Below are 24,960 nucleotides of genomic sequence, written 5' to 3' on the forward strand. Positions count from 1 at the left end.
GTTCGGCTCCTGCTCGAACTTCACCAGCTGATTGTCCACGGTGTCCAGGCTCTCACTGGTTTCCGTCAAAAACTCCCGCAACAGATCATCCATGAGCTACGCCTTACTGACCTGGATCTGGACCTCGACACCCGAGCCGCGCTGGCATGAACGGAAGTCCCCACCTTGGATCGTTAGACATCCCCTTTCACGGTCCCGTTAATTTCATCCTCCGTGCTAATACGGATATTGAAGACAAGTTTGCCGTTCGACCGCATGCGACAGCGTTTTTCGGCAAAACCGGCCCCACGCCGCAACGGCGAGACGCGTTAGGTGAACGTGCCGATAACAGCGGGACCAGGCGCGCGGGAAAGCCCTGCTCGTGAAGGACGATATGCGCGGTCTTCGCGGAATTGTATCGAGCCGCCTGCAAGCCGCGGCAGTCTCGCCACGTTCGCTTGGTGCTTTGCCGGGATACGCAAGACCCGCATTTGCGGTAAACGAACCGTTACCCGCGTCACTCCGGCCGGTGCCGCGCTAACCCAGGCGCGCGGCCGAGGCAAGGTCGCCGTGGGGACGGTGCTCCGCCAGGCAATCGTTGATGGCGGCGAGCAGCGCGTGCGGCGTGAACGGCTTGCGCAGACAGCGCGCCGCACCGAGCTCCAGCGCCATCCGGAGGAAATCGGGGGCAGGCGAATTCAGATTTGCGAACGCGTAGCCGGACATCGCGATCAGCGGAACGGCCGGCGCCCGCTCGTGGAAGATCCTGACCGATTCGAACCCGCGCATGTGCGGCATGAAGATATCGATGATCATTAGATCGAACTGCTCGTGTTCGAGCGCGCGAAGTCCGGCTTCCCCTCCTTCGGCGATCGTCACCCGAAAATCGTTGCGCTGGAGATAGACCTCGATGGCCATGCAGACCATCGGGTCGTCGTCGACGACGAGAATATGGCGCAGACTTTCTGTCCCCGTTTGAGCTTCCCGATTCGGCGATTCAATAATTGAACCGTGGCGCACGCCTTTCTCCTTTGCTCGAGAAATGAACTGTTGAGAATGTCGTTGCCGGCGCGAGGAAGACGATGGACGCGGAATCTGCGGCCACGCGGCGCCAAGGTTCAAAACAATGTTTGAGAATTGCAGGCACTCGTCCGACCAACGAGGGTGCACGGGTCGATCGGCGTCCGATGGCAGCGCGGATGCAATGCTTCCGGCTCATGAAGGCCCCCTTGCCGCTTTTACCTGCGCAACCCCTCGCAGACCGGTCCGCAGGCTCATCAGCGAATCAGCGTGCCGTTCTTCATTTCGGCCGCAAATGCACCAGCCTGTCTGCCCCCAACGGGTATACGCAGAGCGCCACAACCATTATAATAAGGTTTTGCTGCGGCACAACCGTATGACGAACAGGAACATGGCGGGGATCACTTCGAAACGCGCCGGATCAACCATGACCGCGATCACCCTCCGAATAGATGCTCCAGTCGACGATCTGGATCTGCTGGGTTCCCAAATCGGTACCGTGGAAATGGTCAGGGAATCTGTCTTGGCGAGGCCGACGTGCAGCGGCGATCACCGGAGGGACAACTTGTCCCAATTGCCTATATATCCCGACGGGAAGATGATGGAACTTGCGCGGACGGCAAGCAGTTTCGCGTGCTGCGGCCCCGCGGGTCCGAGAGACGGGAGGCTACTTTGGAAACGATGGTGCGTTCCTCCAACGGTTTCCTGTCCGCGCTGTCGGCAGACGATTATGAATTGATCCGCCCGCACCTGCGTACGGGCGATCTGCCGCATGACGCGGTGCTGGTCGAGACCGGCGAAACGCTCAAGCGCGCCTACTTTCCTCATCGCGGCGTCATCTCGTTGGTGGTCGAGCTCGCCAGGGGCGAGCACGTGCAAGTCGCCATGATCGGCCGCGACAGCCTGCTCGGAACGCTCTCGACCATGGGCGATGCCTGCGCGCTGAACACGGCCATCGTGCTGGTTCCCGGCTCCGCCTCTATGATGGACCTCGACCGGCTGCGCATCGCGGCCGACCAGAGCGGCACCCTGCGGACGCTGCTCACGCGTCACGGGCTCGCGGTCTACGCGCAGGTGCAGCAGACCGCGGGCTGCAACGCCGCCCATCCGGTGGAGGCACGGCTGTCGCGCTGCCTGCTGCACACCCATGACCTCTCCGGCGATTACCGGCTGCTGCTGACCCAGGAGGCGATGGCGCAGATGATCGGCGCTCGGCGCAACAGCGTGTCGCTGGTCGCCAATACCTTGCAGCAGGCGAATTTCATTCACTACAGCCGCGGACACATCCAGATCCTCAACCTGGACGGCCTGCGGCAGACGGCGTGCGAATGCTACGCCACCGTGAAGGCGCAGTATGACCGGCTGCTCGGCCCACGCTGACGGTGCCGCGGCGTGGTAAACCGGCCGCTAATTCCGGCCCGCAAACACGGATTGTCCTGCTACCGGAACTGAAATCCGGATGCCGTAGACATGGACGTGACGCGCGCGCCTGTACGGGCCAGCGGCAAACCAACCGTGATCAAGGCAGGCCAAACCATGTTCGAAGTCACCGTCGCGCCTGCGCAGACAGCGCTTGATGCCGAGCCTGCGCGCGAGCCGGGCGCGTACCAGGCGCTGGTGCGCGAGATCGGCGAGGACGGTGCTTGCGAAGTGCGCGACGTGTTCTGGAGCGAGACCTGTGCGCGCCTGCAATTGTTCCGCACGCTCTCGCTCGCGCAGCACCACGGCAGGATCGCGCGCGAAGCGCATTCGCTGAAGAGCGCGGCCGGAACGTTCGGCTATGTCAGGCTCGCGGTGCTGGCGCTGCGGCTGGAGAAGACCGCGGAGAGGCTCGGCGACGCCGGATTTCGCGACCTCCTGGACCTGATGGACGCGGCCTATGCCGCCGGGCGCGCGCAGGAGCCGGAGGGCTGACGCGCGCGCTCGAAAACGCCGTAACCACTCACGCGTGCATGCCCGCCGTACTTCTACGGCTTGGGATTTTCACAGATGGCTAATCATAGGCAGCGATAGTCGCCGGAAACCAGGAGGGTTTCCATGTTCACCTACGAGACCGCGGACCAGAAAGAAGTTCGTCGCTTCCGCATCGCACAGTTCAACGGCCGGATGGCGACGGTGGCCGCTGGCGAGGCGACGGTGACGGGCTTCGTGCGTTCGGTGCTGGAGCAGGAATCGAGCATGCCGCCCCGCTGGACCATCACGATCATTCCCAACGTGCCGAAGGAAGAGCTCAAGCCGCTGCGGCCCTCGTCGCGCGCGCGTCCCTTCGCCGAAGATTATTTCTGAGCACGATCGGAGCCGCGGGTCTTTCTCGAGAGATCTCTCACGCTTGGCCCTCGCCGCTGGCGGGCGGCCCGAGGCAAGAGCCTTCAGTCGATCGAATGCAGCAGCGCCGCACGGACGAGGTCCGCCGTGTTGCGCGCACCGAGCTTCCGCATCGCCTCGGCGCGATGGCTCTCGAAGGTGCGCGGGCTGATCTGCATCCGAAGCGCACCCTGCTTGTTCGAATATCCCTCGCTGATCAGCCTCAGCACCTCGCCCTCGCGCTTGGTCAGCCGCTTCTGGCCTGACAGGCCGAGGATCTCGGCGCTCGACACCCGCTGCGGCTGTGGCGCGCGCGTGAGCTTCGGTTCGGCCTCCTCGGCCCTGGACGCGGTCGGCAGGCCACCCGTGGGAGAACCGGCAAGCTGTTTGACGAGGCCACAAACCCGCTCGGTCTGCACCAGCGCATTCTCCACGACCCGCTGCAAATAGGCACGGTCGCCCGTCACCGGCGCGAGCTGATCGCTGTGATGCTTGATCTCGCCCATGTAGAGCAGGAGCGCCGTGAGGGGACCGTTGAGCTCGCGGGCGATGGCGGCGGCCATTTCGTCGGCCGCCTTGGCGCGGGCGGCGTTCAGGCGGACGACATCGAGCTCTTCAGTTGGAGCAGCGTTGCTGTCGTACCATTCCGACGGCCGCGAATCAGTGGCCGTATCATTCTGTGACCCCATGTCACTCGTTTAGCGGAACCCGACGCGATCTGTGGTTAACTTTTTGCTCCGTAAGACTACGGTGAATTTGGCAGTTTTGTGCTGAAACCCCGACACAGGCACACTTTATGCTTGAGTAGCAACGCCTCTCAACAGTCTTAGGTTGCTGAACCTGCCCAAATGGTAGGCGGGTCACCCGAAGCCTTCTTAACGATCCGACCCGCGCCGATTACCTGAGGCCCCGGATTTTACGGATATATTAACGGCGGCTTGCTTCTCTATGTCACAATTGAGAGCGCGCAAATGCCTCCATGCATGGGGCCGATAGGCCTGCTGGAATCGTTGCGGAAGATTGCGTGCAATGAACGAGATCGACCAGCTATCGAACTTCTTGCAGAAGCTGACGCCGCTGTCGCGCAGCTGCCTGCTCAGCGAGCTCGAACGGCTTGAGCTGTGCGGCATCGACATGCCGGGCTCGTCCGACCTCCAATCGCGGCTGCGCGCCGAATTTCGCAAGGACGGATCGAGCCAGGCGCGCGCCACCAGTCCTTCGCGCCATTTCTTTGCGCCGCTCGAACTGCTCCTGATCGACGGCGCGCCCGAGCATGCCAATATGGGGCGGATCTCGCGCAACACCCTCACCCCGATCTGGGAATGGATCTGCCGCGACCTGCTGCCGACCATGGCGCGCGACTACATCAAGGCCATCAACGACCAGGTCGCCGCCAACAACCAGAAGGAAGTGCTGAAGATCGCATCGACCTTCCAGACCAAGGTCGTCAAGGTTCTCGAGAGCACCCTCGCCTCAGCGGAGAGCACCGAGTTCGCGCGCGGCAAGCTCGCGCAATATACGGCGTCGCGCACCGCCTTCGACGACGTGAAGAAGATGCAGCACGTGCTGCGCGCCGGCGCTGCGCTGCCGAAGTTCAACGAAAAGCTGCCCGAGAAGATCGCGAAATTCGACGACGGCCTGGTCGATCAGATCACCACACGATTGGACGCCTTCAAGAAGGCCCATCCCGAGGCGCTGCCGTTCGCGCTGACGCTGGTGGCGAGGCGGCTGAAGACGTTCTGGCAACTGGTGCGCCTTGCCACCAAGGCCGCCGCGAGCAAGAGCGCCGCCGATGTCGCCGCCACGCCCTATGCCTGCGTCGTTCACATGGTGCTCGACCAGCTCGACGACAGGCGCCTCGCCTTGCGCATCGCGCTCCGTCACAACCGGGTGCTGATCGCACGCGACCTGCTCGCCGAGATCTACGACACCGAATATGCGCTCAAGGTGCGGATCGACGGCATCGAGCATTGCGAATGGGGCATTCGGCTCCAGCAATTGATGGACGCGATCGCGGCGCTGGTGGCCGCCGAGGTGAGCCGCTTCCCCTCCAATGTCGGCCACATTCTCGGCTCGCGCCGGCTGCGCAGCCACGATACGCTCGGTGGAAAGCTGTCTTATCTGGCCTGGAAGGGACGCGATGCGATCGAGGACGGCGCGGCCGCGTTGCGCAAGCTGATCGGCCAAACCTGATCCCGCGCTAATGCGCGCGCGGCAGGCACAGGAAGCGATCGAGAAATCGCCCTGACAGCACGAACCTGAACCACCAATACATTATTCGCCGCGACGTCATTGCTGCGATCCTCGACAGCCCACCACCGGCTGCCCAGAGCAATAGCGCACGTGCAGCAATCCGCTTGTGATGTGCTTCACACGGGCGCCAGCGCGCACCGACGCATTGTCGCAGAACCGTCACGAGCGAACCGGGAAAAATGCGCGCATCGCGCGCAATTGAGGCACGCCATTATTCAATTGGGCGAGGCGCGCGCGGCTTGGTCCAATTGCAGGACAGTGCGCGTGCATGCAGCCTTACTGCGCGTCGCGGAATCTCCAGTGATTGCCGCAACCCTGCGCCCGATGCGCGGGCAGACGTAAAAACTTCTCGAACAAGACGCAGACAATTTTAGACGTGATGGGTGCTTTAACGTTACCCAGATAATTCGACAATCGACTGAAGCCTTCCATATTTGAAACTGCTCACGTCGCTAACACACCGGCACGGAACGGGAGTGCTTGCGATGAACGACGAAATTGTAGAACTCGCCGAACGAAGGCCGAAGACCTTCGGACGGCGAAAGATGAAGCCGCGCGCCTGCGTCGCCGACGGCAAGCGCCATCTGCGCGCGTTTCTCGCGGAAGTTCTGGAGGATCTCGGCTTCGTCACCACCGAATGCGCCAGCGCCGAGGAGCTGCAGAGCGTGCTGACGAGCGGATTGCCCGACCTGATCCTGCTCGGCATCGCTGCCGACGGCATCGAGCCCGGAAAATTTCTGGAGACGCTGGTGCGCGAGGCCTTTGACGGAAAGGTTCTGACGGTGGGCGCCCGCGAGTCGATCATCGTCAGGGCGGTGCAGCAGGTCGGCGAGGAATACGGCCTCAAGATGCTGCCGCCGCTGACCACGCCCTTTGCCGCGGAGACGCTGCGCGACCGCGTCGCGATGCTATTGCCGGAGGAGCCGGCGCCGAGCCCGGCCGTGCATGTCGGCGAGGCCCTGCACGCTGGCTGGCTCGAGCTCTGGTACCAGCCCAAGATCGACGCGCGCACGCTGATCCGCAATAGCGCAGAGGCGTTGGTGCGGATGCGGCATCCGACCTGGGGCGTGGTGCCGCCGGCCTATTTCATCCCCGAAGAGCACGACCCGAATCTGCGCGACCTCTCCGAATTCGTGATCGAGCGCGCCATGCAGGACTGGCACTATCTGCTGGAGCAGCAGAGCCCGGTCGATCTCGCGATCAATCTGCCGGCGTCGTATCTGAAGGAGCCGCAAGCCGTGGGCGATCTCTGCCGCCGCATGCCGACGCATCCGGCGTTCGGCGGGCTGACGATCGAGATCGACAGCGAGGAGGCGATCCGCGACCTCGATCTCCTGGTCGAGGTCGCCCGCGAACTGCGTCTGCACAATATCGGCCTGTCGATCGACAATCTCGGCGCCAACTGGCCGTCGCTGATGGACCTCGGAAAAATTCCGTTCATCAAGCTGAAGGCCGACCGGCACTTCGTCACCGGCAGCGGCACTGATCGCCTCAAGCGCACGGTGTGCCGCCACATCGTCGAGCTTTCACATGGCTACGGCGTGCACGCCGTCGCCGAGGGCGTCGAGAGCCGCGCCGACCTCGTCGCCGCCAACGAGCTCGGCTTCGACCTCGTGCAGGGTTTTCTGTTCGGCAAGCCGATGCCGCTGAAGAAATTTGCGCGGAGCACGCTGACGCGGACGGTGATAGGGTGATGTCGCGCGCGCGACGGATTACGCCGTTGCCGCGCAACGATCCGTCGTCGAGCGCATGGAGCTCGCCTCACCATTCGGGCTGCGTGCCTCGGCCTGCTCGACGTGAAGCGCGAATCCGGTCGCGCCGGAATGCTCAAGTCCTGCGCGGAGCTGCATGCTCGGAATCAGGTAATCGCCGCCATTCTGGCGTCGGTAAGGAATCGGCGATGTCGTCGCAAGCGTTCGCATCCTCTCGCGCAAACGTTCGGCAGTCGCCTGGAAACCGGCTTCGTCCAGTTTGTCGGCCTTGTAGACAACGAACGGCGGAAGCACGTCATATCCGGGATAATAGAGGACGCCGTGATTGATCGGGAACAGCAGGTCGTCGATCGGCCCGTTGATCCCGCGCGCCGCATAATGCTCCTGCCAGCCGCCGGCCGTCACGATCAGCATCGCGCGTTTGCCCGCTAGTCTGCCTTCGCCGTAACGGTCGCCCCAGCGCTTGTCGCTGTGCTCGCCGACGCCATACGCGAAACCGTAGGCGAACACGCGGTCGACCCAGCCCTTGAGGATGGCCGGCATGCTGAACCACCACAGCGGGAATTGCAGGATCAGGACGTCCGCCCACAGCAGCTTCTCGATCTCGGCCTTGACGTCCGCGGTGAGCGTGCCCGACTCGAACGCCTGCTTGGAGGCGGCGGCCGGCGCCAGCCGCGCGTCCTGTGGCAGCAGCGGAAAGTCGGCGCGGCCGACCTCGGATGTCCATCCGTGGGCGTAAAGGTCTGACACCCGCACCTCGTGTCCCTCAGCCTCGAGTTCTCTGACGGCGACATCGCGGAGCGAGCCGTTGAGGGAGCGCGGTTCGGGATGAGCGAAGACGATCAACACTTTCATGATCAGCACCTTGGTTGACGATTGCGAGCAGCAGGTAGCGCCTCCGACTGCAATCCGGTAGTTGTCGCCAATGGATAGGATCATGCCGAAATATGGATAGATCGGACGTGACGCTCGAACGCATGCGCAGCTTCGTGCGGGTCGCCGAGCGCGGAAGCCTGTCCGCGGTCGCCCGCGAGCTTGGTCTCGGCCAGTCGACGGTGACGCGGCACCTTCGGGAACTGGAGCAGGCCGTCGGCGTGCCGCTGCTCACGCGGACCACGCGCAGCGTGACGATGACGGAGGAGGGGCGCCGCTACTACGCCGACTGCGTGCAGATCCTCCGCCTGGTCGAACTGGCGGGTGACGAGGCGCGCAGCACGCGCGGCGCGCCGGCCGGAACGGTGCGCGTCTCCTGCACCGCGGCCTTCGGCGTGCTCCACGTCAGTCGTTTGGTTTTCGCGTTCCAGGACCGCTATCCGGACGTGGCGGTTGATCTCAGCCTGACCGACGAGCGGATCGACCTTGTGCGGGAAGGTGTCGATATCGCCCTGCGTCTGGGGCCGCTCACCGACAGCTCGATGAAGCTCAGGCTGCTTGGCCAGTCGCGGCGGGTGCTTGTGGCCGCACCGGACTATCTGGCTTCGCGCGGCAGGCCCACGCGCCCGCAGGATCTCGCCAGCCACGAGGGTGTCAGGATGTCGAACATCGCCGGCAGCGACGTGCTCGTGCTGCACGGGCGCCGCGGCGGCCGTCATGTGGTCCCGTTCGCAGGGCGGCTGCGGGTGGATCACGGGCTTGCCGCACGCGAGGCGCTCGCGGCCGGTCGTGGCATTGCGCCGGCCCATCTTTGGCTCGTCGACGACCTTCTTGCCTCCGGCCAACTCGAGCGCGTGCTTCAAGACTACGCGCCGCCTTCCGTTCCGTTCAACATGCTGATCGTCCCGGAGCGGTCCGGCATCGCGCGGGTACGGCTGCTGATCGATTTTCTCGCCAAGGGAATCGCGCAGCTGCCGGGGATTGAAAAGCCGCAACCGGGCAAGACGTAAGGCCAGATCCATTCGGCCTCAGGCAAACCGCCGCGCGAAGAACACGCAGGCGACCACCAACGCGGTCGCGACGATCATGCTCCAGGCGACCGGTTCGTGCAGAAGCAGGCCGGCAAGCGCGAGGCCGAAGAACGGCTGGAGCTGCTGCAACTGGCCGACACGGGCGATGCCGCCGATCGCGAGCCCGCGATACCAGAAGATGAAGCCGACGAACATGCTGAACACCGAGACGTAGGCGAGCCCGATCCAGGCGGGCACGCTGATGCAGCTCCATGCCGAGGGCCAGGTTAGAATCGCGACCGGCAGCATCAGCGGCAGCGACAGCAGCAGCGCCCAGGAGATCACCTGCCAGCCGCCGAGCCGGCGCGACAGCGCGGCGCCTTCGGCATAGCCGAGCCCGCACAGCACGATCGCCGCGACCATCAGCAGATCGCCGGCGAGCGATGCGGTGCCGTCGTTGGACAGCGCAAAGCCCGCGACGGTGGCGCTGCCCAGAACCGCGAACAGCCAGAACATCGGCTGCGGCCAACCTCCGCCGCGCAGCACGCCGAAGACCGCGGTCGACAGCGGCAAGAGCCCGATGAAGACGATCGAATGCGCCGAGGTGATGTGCTGGAGCGCAAGCGCCGTCAGCAAGGGAAAACCGACCACGACGCCGATGGCGACGATCGCGAGCGAGAGGAGATCCTTGCGCTGCGGCCGCGCCTGACGGAGCAGGCCGAGCACCGCCACGCCGATCAACGCCGCGATGACCGCGCGCACCGAGGTCAGGAACAGCGCGGAGAACCCGCCGACCGCCACGCGCGTCGCCGGCAGCGAGCCGCTGAAGATGATGACGCCAAGAAGCCCGTTGCTCCAGCCGCTGCCGGAAGATTGCATGTCCGTCTCGTGTGGTGGGTGGTGGTCCGATCTGGAGGCGCCAGCCGGGGTGGCGTGACGATTACCTGTAAGCCTTCCAAGGCCCAACAACAAAAAGCGCGAAAACAACCCCATGCACAGTAGCCGGGGACTGCAAGATCAATGACTTACACGGGGCCGGAATCGTCCGACTGGGCGACACTTAATTCGCCTTGATGCCCGCTTCACTGATTAGCTTGCCCCATTTCGCACTTTCGCTTTGGATGAAACGGCTGAACTGCTGGGGCGAGGTCGGTGCAGGCTCTGCGCCAAGCGTCCGGATCTTCTCGACCACCGACGGATCCTTCAGGGCTTTTCCGAAAGCTTCGTTCAACCGGCCGACGATATCGGCTGGCGTGCCGGCCGGAGCAACCAGCCCGAACCAGCCGACGGATTCGAAACCCGCAATACCGCTCTCGGCGAGTGTCGGCACATCGGGCAAGGACGACAGACGCTGCGCAGACGACACACCGATGGCGTTGAGCTTGCCTTCGAGGATCAGTTGCCTCGATGCGGGGATATCCAGTACCGCGAAGGGGACATGGCCTGCGAGAACGTCGACCGTCGCCGGTGCGGTCCCGCGATAGGGGACCAGCTCCATGGCGATCCCGGTCTTCTGCGTGAACAGTGCTGCGGTCAAGTGCATGGCCGTCGAATTGCCGCCATGCCCGATCGACAACGCGCCCGGCTTGGCCTTGGCAAGCGCGATCGCCTCCGCCGTCGTGTGCGCCGGCACGTCCGCCGAGGCGACGAGCACGAAGGGAATTTTCGCGAGCAGGGTGATCGGCGCAAGATCCTTCGGATCGAACGGCATCGACGAATTGAGGTGCGGATTGACCGTCAGGCTGCCTGCCGGCGCGACGCCGAGCGTATAGCCATCAGGCTTGGCCTGTGCCACGGCAGCCATGCCGATGTTGCCTCCAGCACCCGCGCGGTTCTCGATCACGAGACCCTGCTTGAGCTCGGCGGTGACCAGCGGTTCGAGCGCGCGGATGACGGTATCGGCGCTGCCGCCGGGCGGAAAGGTCACGATGATCTTGATCAATTGCTCGGGATAGGCCGCTCGGCCCGCCTCCAGCGGCAGCACGGCGAAACTCGCGGCCGTCAGCACGGCCAAAATGCGGCGGCTTGCAACGTGAAACACGTTTCCCTCCCCGGTACGTTCTTGTTTGTGAACCACGCCTTGGTGAACCACCTCCCGGCGGACTTCGCCGCGAGACCGTCGGCTTCAAATCGCCTTACGCCGAAGCGCCGATGATGCGCGTCAGCAAGCCTTGTGGGTCCGCGGGCGCGGCCTGCCCGCGCCAGGCGATGTGCTGATCGGGCCGAGCCAGCACCAGCTTCTCGGCATACGCGCCGTTCGCTTCGTCCGGCGCGATGTCGAGCAGCGCGAGCGGAATGCCGCGCTGCTCTGCGGCAGACTTCAATAGCGCCACATCGATCGCCGGATCGAACCGCAGCAAAGTGTAGCCGGCGCCGAAGGCATCGTAGAGCGATCGTCCGTCCCGCAGAAACAGGTGCGGCGCGCGAGCGCCGGGCACGGTGGAGGGCGTGAAGCTGCCCATCGCGTAGGCCGGCGGCGTCTCGCCGTCATAGGCAATGATCGGCGAGGCATCGTAATAGTAGCCGAAGTTCAATCCGGCACAGCAATATTGCTGCACGTTGAGATCGTAGGCCGCCTTGGCCAGCGCTGCACGCGCGGCGTGGCCGCGCGGCGTGTCGTCCTCGATCTCCGCGGAGACGCCGCCACGCTGCGCCATCATCTTCATCGCATGGTCCATGGCAAAGCGCGACACCTGTTCGGTGATGGGCTGACGCTCCGCCTCGTAGGCATCGAGGATCGAAGCCGGCGCCCACCCGTTCAGATGCGCCGCCACCTGCCAGCACAGGTCGACGGCGTCCGCAATGCCCGCATTCATGCCGTAGCCCGCATACGGCATCCACAGATGCGCGGCGTCGCCGCAGATGAAGACCCTGCGGTCGCGGAAGCGATCGGCGACAAGTCGACGCCCGACCCAGTCCTCCTTGCTGAGGACGCGGTATTCGAAGCGCTCGTCGACGCCGAGAATGGCGCGGATCGCCCAGTCCCGATCGACCGAATCAAATTCGGGCTCGTCTGGCTTCAGGTGATTGTGGATCAGCCAGCGGTCACGACCGTCGATCGCGACTGTCGTGCCTGAACGTCGCGGGTTGAGCGAGAGCACCATCCAGGCCGGCTTGTGCGCGCCCATCAGCTCCTTGAGCTGCGGCGCTTCGATGAAGGTCGATTGCACGCGCTGGATCACCGGCGTGCCGGACAGGTTGGCACCGATCGATTTGCGAACCAGCGAACGGCTGCCATCGCAACCGATCACAAAGGAAGCCTCGATGCGGAGCGAGCTTCCGCTGTCGAGGTCGCGCGCCAATGCGACCACATGGTCGTCATTCTGCTCGATGTCCGTGATTTCCGTGCGCGCCAGAATGGTGATGCGCGACTGGGCGGCGGCATGGCTGAACAGGATCGGCTCGAGATAGACTTGGTTGATCCGGTGCGGCGGCTCCGGCGTCGGCCACCAGGTATCGGGGCCGCCGGTGGCATTGTAGCGGCGTGCGCGCGAGGGAATGTCGATGCGACACAGCTCGATGCCGGTCGCCGTGGTCCGGTAGGAGCAGTCGTTCGGGAAATCTGCGGGCAGGCCTGCGTCGCGCAGCTTTGCGGCGACGCCGAGCCGGCGGAAGATCTCCATCGAACGCGCCGAGACGTGATTGCATTTGACGCTGGGCGGATCGCCGGCATGGCGGATCTCCGCGACCACGACGTCGATCCCACGGGAAGCCAGATCCATCGCCGCGGTCAATCCGATGGGCCCGGCGCCCACCACCAGCACCTGTGTCCTCATGTTCGTTTCCAATCCCTTGGCGATCGCGGCTTCACCGTCCACGGGATGCATTTTATTGCATGCTCGCTTATGTGATAAGCCGGAAAGAACTCATCAATTCATGAGCTTTGCCTATGAACGTCACCTTGCGGCAATTGCAGGCCTTCACCGGCGTGTACCGCACGCGCAGCATCACGCGGGCCGCGCGCGAGCTGGGGATCACGCAATCGGCGGCGAGCCTGTTGATCCAGCAGCTCGAAGCGCAGCTCGGCGTCAAACTGTTCGATCGCTCCACGCGTTCGGTGCAGCCGACGCTGGCCGCTGACGAGGCAGTTCATGTCGCCGAACGGATGCTGGGCGATGCACTGGGCCTGTCGCGGCGCATGCGCGACCTGGCGCAAGCGCGCGCCGGCCGGGTCGCGTTTCTCGCCTCAGCCGGTACCGCATCGGCGCTGCTGCCCTCGGTGCTCGCAAAATTCCGGGCAGGCTATCCCGACATCGAAATCGACATGCGCGACGTCGCCGCCGACGATCTCGTTCCGCGTCTGATCGCGACGGATGCGGAGTTCGCGATCGGCAGTGTCGAGGGAGAATTCGCGGAGCTCACGATCGAGACGCTGACCCGCGGCCGCCTGAGCGCGATCGGCCGCCGCACCGCCGACTTCGCGGCACGGCGCTCGCTGACATGGGACGAGTTGGCTCAGATGCCGACGATCGCGATGCGGGGCGAGACGCGGATTCGCATGCAGATCGATCAGGCGCTGGGCACCCAGGGCAAGCACCTCAACCCAACCTATGAAGTGACGCTGATCAACACCGCGCTCGCCATGACGGCGCAGGGCCTCGGCCTCGCGATCCTTCCTGCGACGATGCTGCCGGCAGATCAATTTCCGACTCTGATCGCAAAGCCGCTGATACGCCCGGCCATTACCCGCCCGGTGTCGCTGCTGCAGCGCCAGGGTCGGACGTTGTCCCCGGCCGCGCAGGCGTTTGTGGCGACGGCGCGGACGGTGCTGGCGGAGCGAGGGCCCGCAAGATCGGACTGATCTGCCGCGCTTTCTGGAATCCGTTTTATTGTGGCGGATGATATTGGCGGAGAGGGAGGGATTCGAACCCCCGATAGGCTTGCACCTATGCCGCATTTCGAGTGCGGTGCATTCGACCACTCTGCCACCTCTCCTGAAGGCGCCAAGTAAGGAGCAGGGCCCCTGTGGTTCGGGCGTTAATAGGCGAGGATGGCGGGCCAGACAAGGCTTGCGAGCGCGAAAATCCGCTGCCTGTTTCGACCCGGCCGCCCCTTCCCGGCACGAACGCGAGGGAAAGGCGGCCCCATTGCCGGTTTGACGCGTATTTGTCGGGCGCGAGGTGGAGTCCGATTCGCGACCCCAATGCGGAGACACCCTCTCCCCCGCCCTCCCCCGCAGGCGGGGGAGGGAGCGCACCACCGGTTGGGGCGGGCACTGAGATTCATCGCATGTTCGAAAAAAAGGGTGGGACCGCCAGACGCGGTAAACACTGGCGGTCCCGTGCCGCTCATTAAAATACTGGCTGGGAAGGGCGGCTTCGCCGGCCAGGTGAGGCGACGGTTCCACCGTAGCGTGTAACCCGTGCACCGCAACGCAATCCGTTTCTTAACCTAACCAGACAAGGTTACTCCTTGTCATTCTTTGTCATTCTTTGCCTTTTTTCTTCCCGTTCTCCGTGGACTCCCGGTCTTTGCCATTATCTTTGTCTTTGCCGTTGTCCTTGCGGCGATTGGTGAAGCGGGCATTGCCCAGCCCGGTGCCGATGGTGAGCACGCCCCAGCGATCGACGTCCTGCATGAACGGCACCTCGGAGAGGCCCTGAACCACGCCGTCATTGTGCATCAGGATCGCGGTATCGTGCTCGCCGATGGAAGGGATGCCCTCGAGCAGGCTCGCCGGCAGGTTGAATTTGCTGCTCTCCCAATTGCCCGGCAGGTTTTGCGCGCCTTTCTCGATGGAGCCGTCGGCGTTGATCACGCCGGGACAGGCAATGCCGATGAACGGCGCCAGCTTGTAGCCTTCTTTTTCGGCCTCGGTGATCAGCCCCTTCAGCATCTTGGTGAGCCGCTTCACCGCGCCTTCGCGCGTCGGCTCGTCGTCGGCATGGCGCCACAGCTCGGACTTCACGACCTTGGCTTTCGACAGGTCTTTTGCCTTTTTCCAGCTGGTCTCGACCAGGCCGCAGCGGATGTTGGTGCCGCCGATATCGACGGCGAGGATGCTGTCATGGGCCTCGAAGATCCAGGACGGCGCCAGATGCAGCGCGCCGATCAGGCCGGCTTCATCGGGGTGATGGCGGATCGGCATCATGTCGATCTTGAAGTCCTCGGATTTGAGGATGATCTCCGCGCGCGCGATCGCGAGCTCGCCAAGCCGGGAATCGCGGAAACCGCCGCCGACCACGATGCGCTCGGTCTTGGCCCAGGCCTTGGACTTGAGGAAACGCCGGGTGACATAGGCGAGCTCCTGGGCAAAGTCCTCGATCGCGCTGTGCACCAGCGCGGAGGCCTCGGTGTCGTCCCCGATCAGGATGGCATCCAGTGTCTTCTTGCTGATCTCCTCGGACGGCTCCTTGCCGAACGGGTCCTCGCCGGTCTTGCGCAGCGGCTTGCGCCAGCGATCGAGGATCTCGCGAAACGCTCCCTTGCTGGCGCGGTCGCCGAGAAACCCGTCCTCGTCCTTCATCTCGATGTTGAAGCTGTCGATGTCCACCGACGGCAACCGCTCCGCGCCGTGGGTGGCGATGCCCGTCGTCGTCTTGACCAGCTCGTCTGTTGCCATGGTAAGCCCCTTGCCCGTCTGACTGAATTCGCGGGGACAACGGCGGGGGAACCTGTTGGTTGCCGCGCGGGCCGAAATTCGCCTGCGGGGCCGGATCGGGCCCAAATGCTTCAAATCCGGGCCGTTTTCGCCGGCTTTTCCTTGACTCCGTACTGTCAGCGGCTATAAATCCCGCGACCGGCGCGGGGCGTTTCTCGCGCCGCTTGTTTTTGCGTGGGTTTTCAAAGGGATAACTCCCGCCCGCACGAAACTCGCATAAACCCATAACGACTGACAAAAAGCCGGCCCCGACGATATGTCGCGAGGCCGGGAATGAACACGAAGGAAAACAACGATGTTCGCAGTCATCAAAACCGGCGGCCGGCAGTACCGCGTCGTTCCGGATGATGTCCTGGAAGTAGGCAAGATCGAAGGCGAAGTCGGCTCGATCGTGCAGCTCAATGAAGTTCTCCTGGTCGGCGGCGACACGCCGATCCTGGGTCTGCCCACGGTCGCAGGCGCGTCCGTTGCGGTCGAGGTGCTCGACCACAAGCGCGGTCCCAAGGTCATCGCTTTCAAGAAGCGCCGCCGCAAGAACTCGCGCCGCAAGCGCGGCTATCGCGACGAGATCACCGTGCTGCGCATCTCGGAGATCCTGACGGACGGCGCCAAGCCCACCAAGGGGCCGCGTCCGAAGCGGGAAAAGGTCGTCAAGGAAACGACCACCGAAGAGGCCGCCGCATAATTTGATCACGCGCCATCACGAATTGATGCGTGAGAAATTGTGAAATGATTCCGTCAAGGAATTGATCTAGACATACGTAGAATTTCGGAGACGAGCCATGGCTCACAAAAAAGCAGGCGGTTCATCGCGCAACGGTCGCGATTCCAAGGGCAAGCGCCTCGGTATCAAGGCGTTCGGCGGGGAAGTTGTGATTCCCGGCAACATCATTGCGCGTCAGCGCGGCACCACCTGGCATCCCGGCCTTAATGTCGGCATGGGCACGGACCACACCTTGTTCGCCAAGGTCGAGGGTCGCGTAACGTTCCAGGCCAAAGCCAACGGCCGCACCTTCATCTCGGTGCTCCCGCTCGCAGAGGCGGCTGAATAGACGGTGGATCAAATTTGGAGTCCGCCGGGTCCCAGACCGAACCGGCGGAGTCCTTGAGATCACAGAGATCGAAGGCTCCAGGGGAGGCGGGAAACCGGCCTCCCCTTTCGTTTGCGTGCTCATTTTTCACTGAGTGACTTCGACGGAGCCGGACATGTTGCAGGACTTTTCGAGCGTGACCTTGCGGGAGGCGAGACCCAGCGTCGTCGCCACCGAGCGGCTGACCTTGCGGCGGCCGACCCTCGCCGACGTCAGGACCATCGCCCTCCTCGCCAACGACCGCCGTGTCGCCGAAAACACAAGGCGCCTCCCGCATCCCTATTCGCAGGACGACGCCGTCGCCTTCATCCGCGCCACCGCTGCGCCCGGCAGCGAGACCGTGTTCCTGATCGAGCATGACAGCGGCCCCGTCGGCGTGGTCGGCATCGACCGCTCGACGCCCGACAATGCGGAGCTCGGCTATTGGCTCGGCGTCGAGCATTGGGGCCGGGGCTTCGCCACCGAGGCCGCGCGCGGCGCAATCGACTTCTTCTTCGAGGAGTTCGAGGACGATCATCTCTATGCGGGCGCGCGCGTCACCAACCCGGCGTCGCGCAACGTGCTGGAGAAGTGCGGCTTCCAGTGGAGCGGCGTCCAGCTGCATCGCTTCCTGGCGCTGGGCTCGTCCACGCCCGTCGACTGCTTCCGCCTGTCACGCAGTGTGTGGGCGTCGCTGAAGAGCTGGAGCAGTGCGCGGAGGGTGAGGTAGGCGGAGGCGGCGCTACACTCTCAGTGTCGTCCCGGCGAAGGCCGGGACCATAACCCCGAAGCCGAATTTTGCGAAGGCTCCCACTCCGAGTCTTCGCAAAACTGCACCCTGTGGGTATGGGGTCCCGGCCTGCGCCGGGACGACAGCGTGGTTGGAATTACGCCGGCGGATTCACATCCACGTCCCCGCGCCCCAGATCGCGCTCACGCAGATAGATGTAGAACCCGGCGCCGATGATGATGGCGGCGCCGACGATGGTGGCGATTTCGGGCACGTCGCCGAACACGACGAAGCCGAAGATCACCGCCCAGACGATCATCGAATATTGATAGGGCACGACGACGCTGGCCGGCGCGAGCTTAAGCGAGCGGTTGACGCAGAACAGCGCCGTGACCGAGACGCATCCCGCCAGCGCGAAGATCACGAGGCTGCCCGGTGTCGGCGGCACCCAGTGGAACGCCGACAGCACCGCACCCAGCAAGAACGTGCCGACGAATTGCGACGACGCCATCACGATATCGGGCGTCTTGCGCAGGCTGCGCGTGATCAGCATCAGCGTTGCGAAGGAAAGACTGCCGCCAAGCGCGATCAGCGCCGGCAGGCTCACCGTCTGTGCCGACGGCCGCAGCGCGATCAGCACGCCGCAGAAGCCGATCAGGATCGCCGTCCAGCGCCGCCAGCCGACCTTCTCGCCGAGAAAGATCGCCGACATCGCGGTGACGAAAATGGGCCCGGCGAGATAATAGGTGATGACGTCGGCGAGCGGCAGGTAGACCGTCGCAAGGAAGAAGGCCGCCACTTCCAGCGTCGACAGCACGACGCGAAAGAGCTGGAGGCCCGGCCGCTCCAGCTGCAGGAACTGGTGACGCTGCCGCCAGACCAGCGGCGATAGCAGCAGCAGCGCTGCGCAGGCGCGCAGGAACAGCAGCTGCCCCACCGAATAAGTCCCGACCAGGAACTTGCCCATGGCGTCGCCGAACGAGAACATGAAGATCGACAGCACCATGAGTGCGATCCCGGCGAGGCGCGCCGAGCGTTCGTCATAGGCCGAGAGATTCTTGAAGAGGGGCATTGCTGTCGTTCGTGGAAACTCGTCATTGCGAGGAGCTCTTGCGACGAAGCAATCCAGACTGTTGCCGCGGCGACAGTCTGGATTGCTTCGCTTCGCTCGCAATGACGAGCGGAGAGAGCGTCGGAACGGCGACCGGAGTCGCTTGCGGTCGTTTTAATGACGTGAGCGCCCGCGACAAGGCCATGCAAGACGAATTGAACGGATTGCCGCACTCTTCGCGTCGCGGTAGCGATAGGCTGCCCACGAACGAAAGAGCCAGGAAGAGAGCCAGGACATGACCGACTTCGACCCGGCCCGGCATCGCATGATCCCCGCGCAACGCTGGTTTGAGGATTTCGAGGTCGGCGAACGCTTCGTGCTGCCGAGCCGCACGCAGACGACGGCCGTGTTCACGGCGTTCCAGACCGCGAGCGGCGACACCCATCCGGTGCATTACGACGTGGAGTATTGCCGCAGCCGCGGCATGCCGCATCTGCTCGCCCAAGGTTTCCAGACGCTGATCCACACCGCACCCGGCGCGGGCCTGTTTCCGTTCATGGTCGAGGACTCCCTGGTCGGCTTCCTCGAGCAATCCAGCCGGTTCCTCAAACCGGTGTTCGCCGACGACACAATCTATCCCGCGCTCGAGGTCATCGAGCTGGTGCCGGGACGCTCGACCGGCGCGGTGACGCTCAAAAGCACCGTGTTCAACCAGCGCAAGGAGCTGGTGCTGGAGGGCACGCAGAAATTCCTGATCCGGCGCCGGCCCCTCTGACGTCATCCTGTGGTTAAGCAAGGCCACAAATCGCCGGGTTTCGGCCGATTTGCGGGCCTATCCGGGTTGCCGCGCGGGACCGGCTGGCCTACCTATGGCCCATGAAATTCCTTGACGAAGCAAAGGTCTATATCCGCTCCGGCGACGGCGGAAACGGCTGCGTGGCGTTCCGCCGCGAAAAATTCATTGAATTCGGCGGTCCCTCCGGCGGCAATGGCGGCCGCGGCGGCAATGTCATCATCGAGGTCGCAGACGGCCTGAACACGCTGATCGACTATCGCTACCAGCAGCACTTCAAGGCCCAGAAGGGCGAGAACGGCTCGGGGTCGGACCGCCACGGCGCCAATGGCAAGTCGATCGTGCTGAAGGTCCCCTTGGGCACGCAGATCTTCGATGAAGATCGCGAGACCATGATCCACGATTTCACCACTGTCGGCGAAAAATTCGTGCTGGCCGAAGGCGGCAATGGCGGCTTCGGCAACGCGCATTTCAAGACCTCGACCAACCGCGCGCCGCGCAATGCCAATCCCGGCCAGCCCGGCGAGGAGCGCTGGATCTGGCTGCGGCTGAAGCTGATCGCGGATGCCGGCCTCGTCGGCCTGCCCAATGCCGGCAAATCGACCTTCCTCGCCAAGGTCAGCGCGGCCAAGCCGAAGATCGCCGACTATCCATTCACCACGTTGCATCCGCAGCTCGGCGTCGTGAATGCCGACGGCCGCGAGTTCGTGCTGGCTGATATCCCCGGCCTGATCGAGGGCGCGCATGAAGGCGTCGGTCTCGGCGACCGCTTCCTCGCCCATGTCGAGCGCTGCCGCGTGCTGCTGCATCTCATCGACGCGACCTGCGAGCACGCCGGCAAGGCCTACAAGACGGTGCGAACCGAGCTGGACGCCTATGCCGGGCAGCTCACCGACAAGATCGAGATCGTCGCGCTGAACAAGATCGACGCGGTCGAGCCGGACGAGTTGAAGAAGCAGAAGGACCGGCTGAAGCGCGCCGCCAAGAAGACCCCGCTGCTGCTCTCCGCCGCCACCGGCGATGGCGTGCAGGAAGCGCTGCGCGCGTTGGCGGATGTGATCGGCGAGAGCCCGGTCTCGGCGAAAGCCAAGAGCGCGGCCGAAGCGGAGCCTTGGTCGGTTTGAACAATCCGGCTTGAAGACCCTCATGGTGAGGAGCGCGGAACGCGCGTCTCGAACCATGAAGGCCCGGCTCTCGCCCGTGGCCATCCTTCGAGACGCCCGCTTGTCGCGGGCTCCTCAGGATGAGGTTCGTTGCTTGTGACGCAGCGGAATCGGACCCCCTGCTTGTCTTCGCGCCCTCGATAGCGCAGCATCGGCCAATCAAGAAACGGCAGGGATGATTCATGGCGCGCGCGAAGAACGTTCTCTGGATCATGTGCGACCAGCTTCGCTATGACTATCTCGGCTGCACCGGCCATCCCACGCTGAAGACGCCGAACATCGATGCCATGGCGAAGCGCGGCGTGCTGTTCAGCAAGGCCTATGTGCAGTCGCCGATCTGCGGCCCGTCGCGCATGTCGTTCTACACCGGGCGCTACATGCGTTCGCACGGCTCGCACTGGAACGGCTGGCCGTTGCGCGTCGGCGAGCCCACCCTCGGCGATCACCTCAACAAGCTCGGCGTGCGCAACGTGCTGGTCGGCAAGACCCACATGGCGCCCGATCTCGAAGGCATGAAGGCGCTCGGCATCCCGCCGGAATCGATGATCGGCGTGCACGTCGCCGAATGCGGGTTCGAGCCCTATGAGCGCGACGACGGCCTGCATCCCACGGGACGGCCACGTCCGAAATACGACGAGTATCTGCGCCAGCAGGGTTTTGATGCGCCCAATCCCTGGGAGCATTGGGCCAATTCCGGCGCGGCCGAGGACGGCTCGCTCCAGAACGGCTGGCTGCTCGTGCATGCCGACAAGGCCGCGCGCGTGCCGGACGAGCATTCCGAGACGCCCTACATGACGCGCCGCGCGATGGACTTCATCAGCGAGGCCGCGACCGGCGGCAGGCCGTGGTGCCTGCATCTGTCCTACATCAAGCCGCACTGGCCCTACATCGCGCCCGAACCCTACGCCAGCATGTATTCGACATCCGATATGATTCCGGCGATCCGCTCCGAGCGCGAGCGCCAGAATCCGCATCCGGTGTTCGGCGCCTATATGGACATGCGCTACTCCCGCAACATGGCGCGCGACGATGCCCGCGAGAAGGTGATCCCGACCTATATGGGCCTGATCACCCAGATCGACGACCAGATGGGCGTGCTGATGAAGTTTCTGGAGGAGCGCGGCCTCTCGGACACCACCATGATCGTGTTCACCTCCGATCACGGCGATTATCTCGGCGATCACTGGATGGGCGAGAAGGATCTGTTTCACGAGCAGTCGGCAAAGATCCCGCTCATCATCATCGATCCCTCGAAGGAGACGGATGCGACGCGCGGCACGCGCAACGATGCGCTGGTCGAAGCCATCGATCTCGCGCCGACCTTCGTCGACTATTTCGGCGGCAAGGTGCCGGGCCACATCCTCGAGGGACGCTCGCTGCTGCCGCTGCTGCGCGGCGAGAGCCCGCCGGACTGGCGCAAGGTGGCGTTCTCCGAATACGACTATGTCATGCAGGACGTGCGGCTGAAGCTGAACCAGCCGATCGAACGCTGCCGCCTGTTCATGGTGTTCGACGGCCGCTGGAAATACATCCACGCCTCAGGCTTCCGGCCGATGCTGTATGACCTCGAATCCGATCCGGATGAATTTCTGGATCGCGGCGACGATCCCGATTGCGCCGGCATCAGCGCACGATTGCAGGCTGAGCTGTTCGACTGGGCGCTGCACCCCAACGACCACATCACGACCTCGCGCGAGAAGATCGCGGCCTATGCCGACAACCAGCTCCAGGTGAAGGGCGGGATTTTGATCGGCATCTGGGACGAAGCGGAGCTGGCGTCGATCAAGGACGGCATCGCGCAACGCGCGAAGCTCTAAGACCTCATGGTGAGGAGGCGCGGAGCGCCGTCTCGAACCATGCAGGCCCCGCTGCGGCAGCTCGGCCTTTCATCCTTCGAGACGCGCGCAAGAGCGCGCTCCTCAGGATGAGGGAACAGAGTGAGGCGCCTGGGTCAATTCTCGATCTTGTATCCCGTCGCCTTCACGATCGGTTGCCAGAACGCCGTGTTGGCGGCGAGCTCGTTGGCCAGACCTTCCGCGCTACTGCCGACCGGAATCAGCCCGATCGCGGTGAGCTTCTCCTTCACCTCAGGCTTGGCGAGCGCGGCGCTTGCGGCCGCGCCGAGCTTGCTGGCGAATTCCGGCGGGCTGCCGGCGGGAAGCCACATGCCGTACCAGGCGTCCGCGACGAGATCGATGCCGCTCTCCTTCAAGGTCGGCACCTCCAAAGCAAACGGCGAACGTTCGGCGCTCGCGACCGCGATGATCTTCACGCCCTTGGCGCGATGCTGCGGCAGCGCATCGGCCAAAGTGACGATGCCGAAGGAGATGTGACCGCCGATGATGTCGTTGAGGATGGGCGCACTGCCGCGATAGGGCACGCGCGTCATGGGAATGCCGAGGTCCTTCTCGAGCTTGGAGCCCATGAAATGCGGGATGGTGCCGTTGCTCGGCACGCCGAACGATGCCTTGTCCGGATGCGCCTTCAGCCAGGCGACGAATCCCTTGAAATCCGCGGCATCGATCGTCGGACTGATCACGACGGCGAACTCAAACCGCGCCAGCAGCGAGACCGGGACGAAATCTCTTGCGGTGTCGAAGCTCGGGGTCGTCTCCACCATCGGCAGCAGGTACATCGTGGGCCCGGTCGTCACCAGCACCATGCTGCCGTCGGGGCTGCCCCCCTTCACCGCCTTGATGCCGATCAGGCCGTCACCGCCGGTGCGGTTCTCGACCACGACGGTCCGCTGCAGCGTCGGCGCCATCTCCTGTGCGATCAGCCGGCACAGCGTGTCGCCACCCGCTCCCGCCGCGAACGGGAAGATCATTTTTGTCAGCCCGGTCTGTGCTTGCGAACCGCCCACCTGCGCCAACAACGGCAACCCGAGGCATCCGGCGATGAAGTTGCGGCGATCCATTGGTTTCCTCTTTGAGCCCATTATGGTTGGCGACAGTTAGAGCCAGACGAGCGTTCCGGACAAGCGCCGTTTACCGGGCCTGCCGCCTTGCGCCGGCCATCGTCCTGCTGCAAAAGCAGGCCTTACCGGCGCCGCTCTCCAGCACATAAACACATGGCCAGCCCCGAACTCAGTCAATTCCGCCGCATCGTCGTCAAGGTCGGCTCCGCGCTGCTGGTCGATTCCGACAAGGGCGAGGTGCGGGCGTCCTGGCTTGCCGCGCTCGCCGACGACATGGCCAAGCTGCATCGCGAGGGACGTGACGTTCTCGTCGTCTCCTCCGGCTCGATCGCGCTCGGCCGCAGCCGCCTGAAATTGCCGCGCGGCCCGCTGAAGCTGGAGGAGAGCCAGGCGGCCGCCGCCGTCGGTCAGATCGCGCTGGCGCGGATCTGGTCGGAGGTCCTTGGCGCCCACGGCATCGGCGCCGGCCAGATCCTGGTGACACTGCAGGACACCGAGGAGCGCCGCCGCTATCTCAACGCGCGCTCCACCATCGGCAAGCTGCTGGAGTGGCGCGCGATCCCCGTGATCAACGAGAACGACACGGTCGCGACCAACGAGATCCGCTACGGCGACAATGACCGCCTCGCCGCGCGCGTCGCCACCATGGCGAGCGCGGACCTGCTGGTGCTGTTGTCCGACATCGACGGGCTCTACGACGCCCCGCCGAAGAACAACCCGAACGCCAAGCTCATTCCGGTCGTCGACAGCATCTCCTCGGAGATCGAGGCCGTTGCAGGCGACGCCGAATCCGAGCTCTCGCGCGGCGGCATGCGCACCAAGGTCGAAGCCGCAAAAATCGCGACCACCGGCGGCACGCATATGCTGATCGCCTCGGGCAAGATCGAGCATCCGCTTCAGGCGATCGCCGATGGCGGCCGCTGCACCTGGTTCCTGACGCCGGCCAATCCCATCACGTCGCGAAAACGCTGGATCGCAGGCTCGCTGGAGCCGAAAGGCACGCTGACGATCGACGCCGGCGCGGTCGCGGCGCTGCGCGCGGGCGCCAGCCTGCTGCCGGCCGGCGTGATCAAGGTCGAGGGCCAGTTCGCCCGCGGCGACGCCGTGATCGTGCGCGGCCCCGACACCAGCGAGGTCGGCCGCGGCCTGATCGCCTACGACGCCGACGATGCCGAGCGGATCAAGGGCCGCTCCTCCCCCGATGTGATGGCCATCCTCGGCATCAGCGGGCGGGCGGAGATGATCCACCGGGATGATCTGGTGGTGGGCGGGTAACGCTCGGCAGGCGCCCAAACCGTCATGCCCGGGCTTGTCCCGGGCATCCACGTTCTTTGGACCGCGTGGCAATCCGTGGATGACCGGGACAAGCCCGGCCATAACGCCGTAGATGGGTCATTGGCCCAGCCGAACCAGCACGTGAAGCCCTGCCATACCCGCCCCGCCCTTCGCAAAAGCGGGATTTCCGTGCTAGGACACCGCCTTAG

General features: G+C 64.3%; 23 protein-coding genes and 1 tRNA gene. 14 read left to right on the forward strand and 10 right to left on the reverse strand.

Translation table 11 applies throughout. The features are described 5' to 3' along the window. Nucleotides 1-516: 516 nt before the first annotated feature. Nucleotides 517-939: a response regulator gene (locus tag ABIB91_RS29650; protein WP_249800166.1), complete on the reverse strand. Its 423-nt coding sequence runs from the start codon at nt 937-939 to the stop codon at nt 517-519. 741 nt (nt 940-1,680) lie between these two features. Here ABIB91_RS29650 and ABIB91_RS29655 point away from each other — a divergent pair. The 3 genes from ABIB91_RS29655 (at nt 1,681) to ABIB91_RS29665 (ending at nt 3,285) form a co-directional block, all read left to right on the forward strand. Next, nucleotides 1,681-2,379: a Crp/Fnr family transcriptional regulator gene (locus ABIB91_RS29655; RefSeq protein WP_219681736.1), complete on the forward strand. Its 699-nt coding sequence runs from the start codon at nt 1,681-1,683 to the stop codon at nt 2,377-2,379. 156 nt (nt 2,380-2,535) lie between these two features. Next, the gene (locus ABIB91_RS29660; RefSeq protein ID WP_035995376.1) at nt 2,536-2,913 is read left to right on the forward strand and encodes an Hpt domain-containing protein; all 378 of its coding nucleotides are present in this window, start codon (nt 2,536-2,538) and stop codon (nt 2,911-2,913) included. A gap of 123 nt (nt 2,914-3,036) precedes the next feature. Next, nucleotides 3,037-3,285 carry a hypothetical protein gene (locus tag ABIB91_RS29665; RefSeq protein WP_007598946.1) on the forward strand — a complete coding sequence of 83 codons (249 nt, stop codon included), beginning with the start codon at nt 3,037-3,039 and terminating at the stop codon, nt 3,283-3,285. Between the two features lie 83 nt (nt 3,286-3,368). Here the strand turns inward: ABIB91_RS29665 and ABIB91_RS29670 are convergent, their stop codons facing one another. After that, nucleotides 3,369-3,992, reverse strand: a complete 624-nt coding sequence (locus tag ABIB91_RS29670; protein WP_354169760.1) for a LuxR C-terminal-related transcriptional regulator — start codon at nt 3,990-3,992, stop codon at nt 3,369-3,371. 340 nt (nt 3,993-4,332) lie between these two features. Here ABIB91_RS29670 and ABIB91_RS29675 point away from each other — a divergent pair, with 340 nt between their 5' ends. Both ABIB91_RS29675 and ABIB91_RS29680 read left to right on the forward strand, forming a co-directional pair. After that, complete coding sequence (locus ABIB91_RS29675) at nt 4,333-5,496, forward strand: hypothetical protein (protein WP_354169761.1); 1,164 nt, start codon at nt 4,333-4,335, stop codon at nt 5,494-5,496. A 545-nt stretch (nt 5,497-6,041) separates the two neighbouring features. Further along, nucleotides 6,042-7,250: an EAL domain-containing response regulator gene (locus ABIB91_RS29680; RefSeq protein ID WP_354169763.1), complete on the forward strand. Its 1,209-nt coding sequence runs from the start codon at nt 6,042-6,044 to the stop codon at nt 7,248-7,250. A gap of 18 nt (nt 7,251-7,268) precedes the next feature. Here ABIB91_RS29680 and ABIB91_RS29685 read toward each other — a convergent pair whose 3' ends face one another. After that, nucleotides 7,269-8,123: an NAD(P)H-dependent oxidoreductase gene (locus ABIB91_RS29685; RefSeq protein ID WP_354169765.1), complete on the reverse strand. Its 855-nt coding sequence runs from the start codon at nt 8,121-8,123 to the stop codon at nt 7,269-7,271. A gap of 92 nt (nt 8,124-8,215) precedes the next feature. Between ABIB91_RS29685 and ABIB91_RS29690 the strand changes: the two genes are divergently transcribed. Beyond that, entirely contained in the window at nt 8,216-9,151 is a 936-nt protein-coding gene (locus ABIB91_RS29690; protein ID WP_354169767.1) for a LysR family transcriptional regulator, read from the forward strand. An 18-nt stretch (nt 9,152-9,169) separates the two neighbouring features. Here the strand turns inward: ABIB91_RS29690 and ABIB91_RS29695 are convergent, their stop codons facing one another. From ABIB91_RS29695 to ABIB91_RS29705, 3 genes are all read right to left on the reverse strand, one after another. Continuing rightward, entirely contained in the window at nt 9,170-10,030 is an 861-nt protein-coding gene (locus tag ABIB91_RS29695; protein ID WP_354169769.1) for a DMT family transporter, read from the reverse strand. Nucleotides 10,031-10,211: 181 nt separating this feature from the next. Further along, nucleotides 10,212-11,192 carry a Bug family tripartite tricarboxylate transporter substrate binding protein gene (locus ABIB91_RS29700; protein ID WP_354169771.1) on the reverse strand — a complete coding sequence of 327 codons (981 nt, stop codon included), beginning with the start codon at nt 11,190-11,192 and terminating at the stop codon, nt 10,212-10,214. Nucleotides 11,193-11,286: 94 nt separating this feature from the next. Beyond that, nucleotides 11,287-12,927, reverse strand: a complete 1,641-nt coding sequence (locus ABIB91_RS29705; protein ID WP_035995374.1) for an FAD-dependent oxidoreductase — start codon at nt 12,925-12,927, stop codon at nt 11,287-11,289. A gap of 113 nt (nt 12,928-13,040) precedes the next feature. On the opposite strand from ABIB91_RS29705, the gene ABIB91_RS29710 reads away from it, so the two are divergent. Continuing rightward, on the forward strand, nt 13,041-13,952 hold the full coding sequence (locus ABIB91_RS29710; protein WP_007598929.1) for a LysR family transcriptional regulator: 912 nt from the start codon (nt 13,041-13,043) through the stop codon (nt 13,950-13,952). Nucleotides 13,953-13,996: 44 nt separating this feature from the next. On the opposite strand, the gene ABIB91_RS29715 is transcribed toward ABIB91_RS29710, so the two are convergent. Together ABIB91_RS29715 and ABIB91_RS29720 are read right to left on the reverse strand one after the other, a co-directional pair. Beyond that, nucleotides 13,997-14,086, reverse strand: a tRNA-Ser gene (locus ABIB91_RS29715). Between the two features lie 490 nt (nt 14,087-14,576). Beyond that, on the reverse strand, nt 14,577-15,713 hold the full coding sequence (locus tag ABIB91_RS29720; RefSeq protein WP_354169774.1) for an ROK family protein: 1,137 nt from the start codon (nt 15,711-15,713) through the stop codon (nt 14,577-14,579). Nucleotides 15,714-16,047: 334 nt separating this feature from the next. Between ABIB91_RS29720 and rplU the strand changes: the two genes are divergently transcribed. The 3 genes from rplU (at nt 16,048) to ABIB91_RS29735 (ending at nt 17,552) form a co-directional block, all read left to right on the forward strand. Further along, nucleotides 16,048-16,437 carry a 50S ribosomal protein L21 gene (rplU, locus tag ABIB91_RS29725; RefSeq protein ID WP_007598925.1) on the forward strand — a complete coding sequence of 130 codons (390 nt, stop codon included), beginning with the start codon at nt 16,048-16,050 and terminating at the stop codon, nt 16,435-16,437. Nucleotides 16,438-16,534: 97 nt separating this feature from the next. Then, a complete protein-coding gene (gene rpmA / locus ABIB91_RS29730; RefSeq protein ID WP_007598923.1) occupies nt 16,535-16,804 on the forward strand; it encodes a 50S ribosomal protein L27 in 270 nt (89 codons plus the stop codon). Nucleotides 16,805-16,958: 154 nt separating this feature from the next. Next, complete coding sequence (locus ABIB91_RS29735; RefSeq protein ID WP_354169776.1) at nt 16,959-17,552, forward strand: GNAT family N-acetyltransferase; 594 nt, start codon at nt 16,959-16,961, stop codon at nt 17,550-17,552. 157 nt (nt 17,553-17,709) lie between these two features. Here ABIB91_RS29735 and ABIB91_RS29740 read toward each other — a convergent pair whose 3' ends face one another. Then, the gene (locus ABIB91_RS29740; RefSeq protein WP_354169779.1) at nt 17,710-18,624 is read right to left on the reverse strand and encodes a DMT family transporter; all 915 of its coding nucleotides are present in this window, start codon (nt 18,622-18,624) and stop codon (nt 17,710-17,712) included. A gap of 274 nt (nt 18,625-18,898) precedes the next feature. Between ABIB91_RS29740 and ABIB91_RS29745 the strand changes: the two genes are divergently transcribed. The 3 genes from ABIB91_RS29745 (at nt 18,899) to ABIB91_RS29755 (ending at nt 22,376) form a co-directional block, all read left to right on the forward strand. Then, nucleotides 18,899-19,378, forward strand: a complete 480-nt coding sequence (locus ABIB91_RS29745; RefSeq protein ID WP_354169781.1) for a MaoC family dehydratase — start codon at nt 18,899-18,901, stop codon at nt 19,376-19,378. Between the two features lie 101 nt (nt 19,379-19,479). After that, entirely contained in the window at nt 19,480-20,520 is a 1,041-nt protein-coding gene (obgE, locus tag ABIB91_RS29750) for a GTPase ObgE (protein WP_219681802.1), read from the forward strand. 221 nt (nt 20,521-20,741) lie between these two features. Next, complete coding sequence (locus ABIB91_RS29755; protein WP_354169783.1) at nt 20,742-22,376, forward strand: alkaline phosphatase family protein; 1,635 nt, start codon at nt 20,742-20,744, stop codon at nt 22,374-22,376. A 134-nt stretch (nt 22,377-22,510) separates the two neighbouring features. Here ABIB91_RS29755 and ABIB91_RS29760 read toward each other — a convergent pair whose 3' ends face one another. Next, a complete protein-coding gene (locus ABIB91_RS29760) occupies nt 22,511-23,476 on the reverse strand; it encodes a Bug family tripartite tricarboxylate transporter substrate binding protein (protein WP_354169785.1) in 966 nt (321 codons plus the stop codon). 153 nt (nt 23,477-23,629) lie between these two features. Between ABIB91_RS29760 and proB the strand changes: the two genes are divergently transcribed. Beyond that, complete coding sequence (gene proB / locus ABIB91_RS29765) at nt 23,630-24,751, forward strand: glutamate 5-kinase (RefSeq protein ID WP_354169787.1); 1,122 nt, start codon at nt 23,630-23,632, stop codon at nt 24,749-24,751. Nucleotides 24,752-24,960: the final 209 nt, after the last annotated feature.

Source organism: Bradyrhizobium sp. JR4.3 (assembly GCF_040547695.1).
Classification (GTDB): domain Bacteria; phylum Pseudomonadota; class Alphaproteobacteria; order Rhizobiales; family Xanthobacteraceae; genus Bradyrhizobium; species Bradyrhizobium canariense.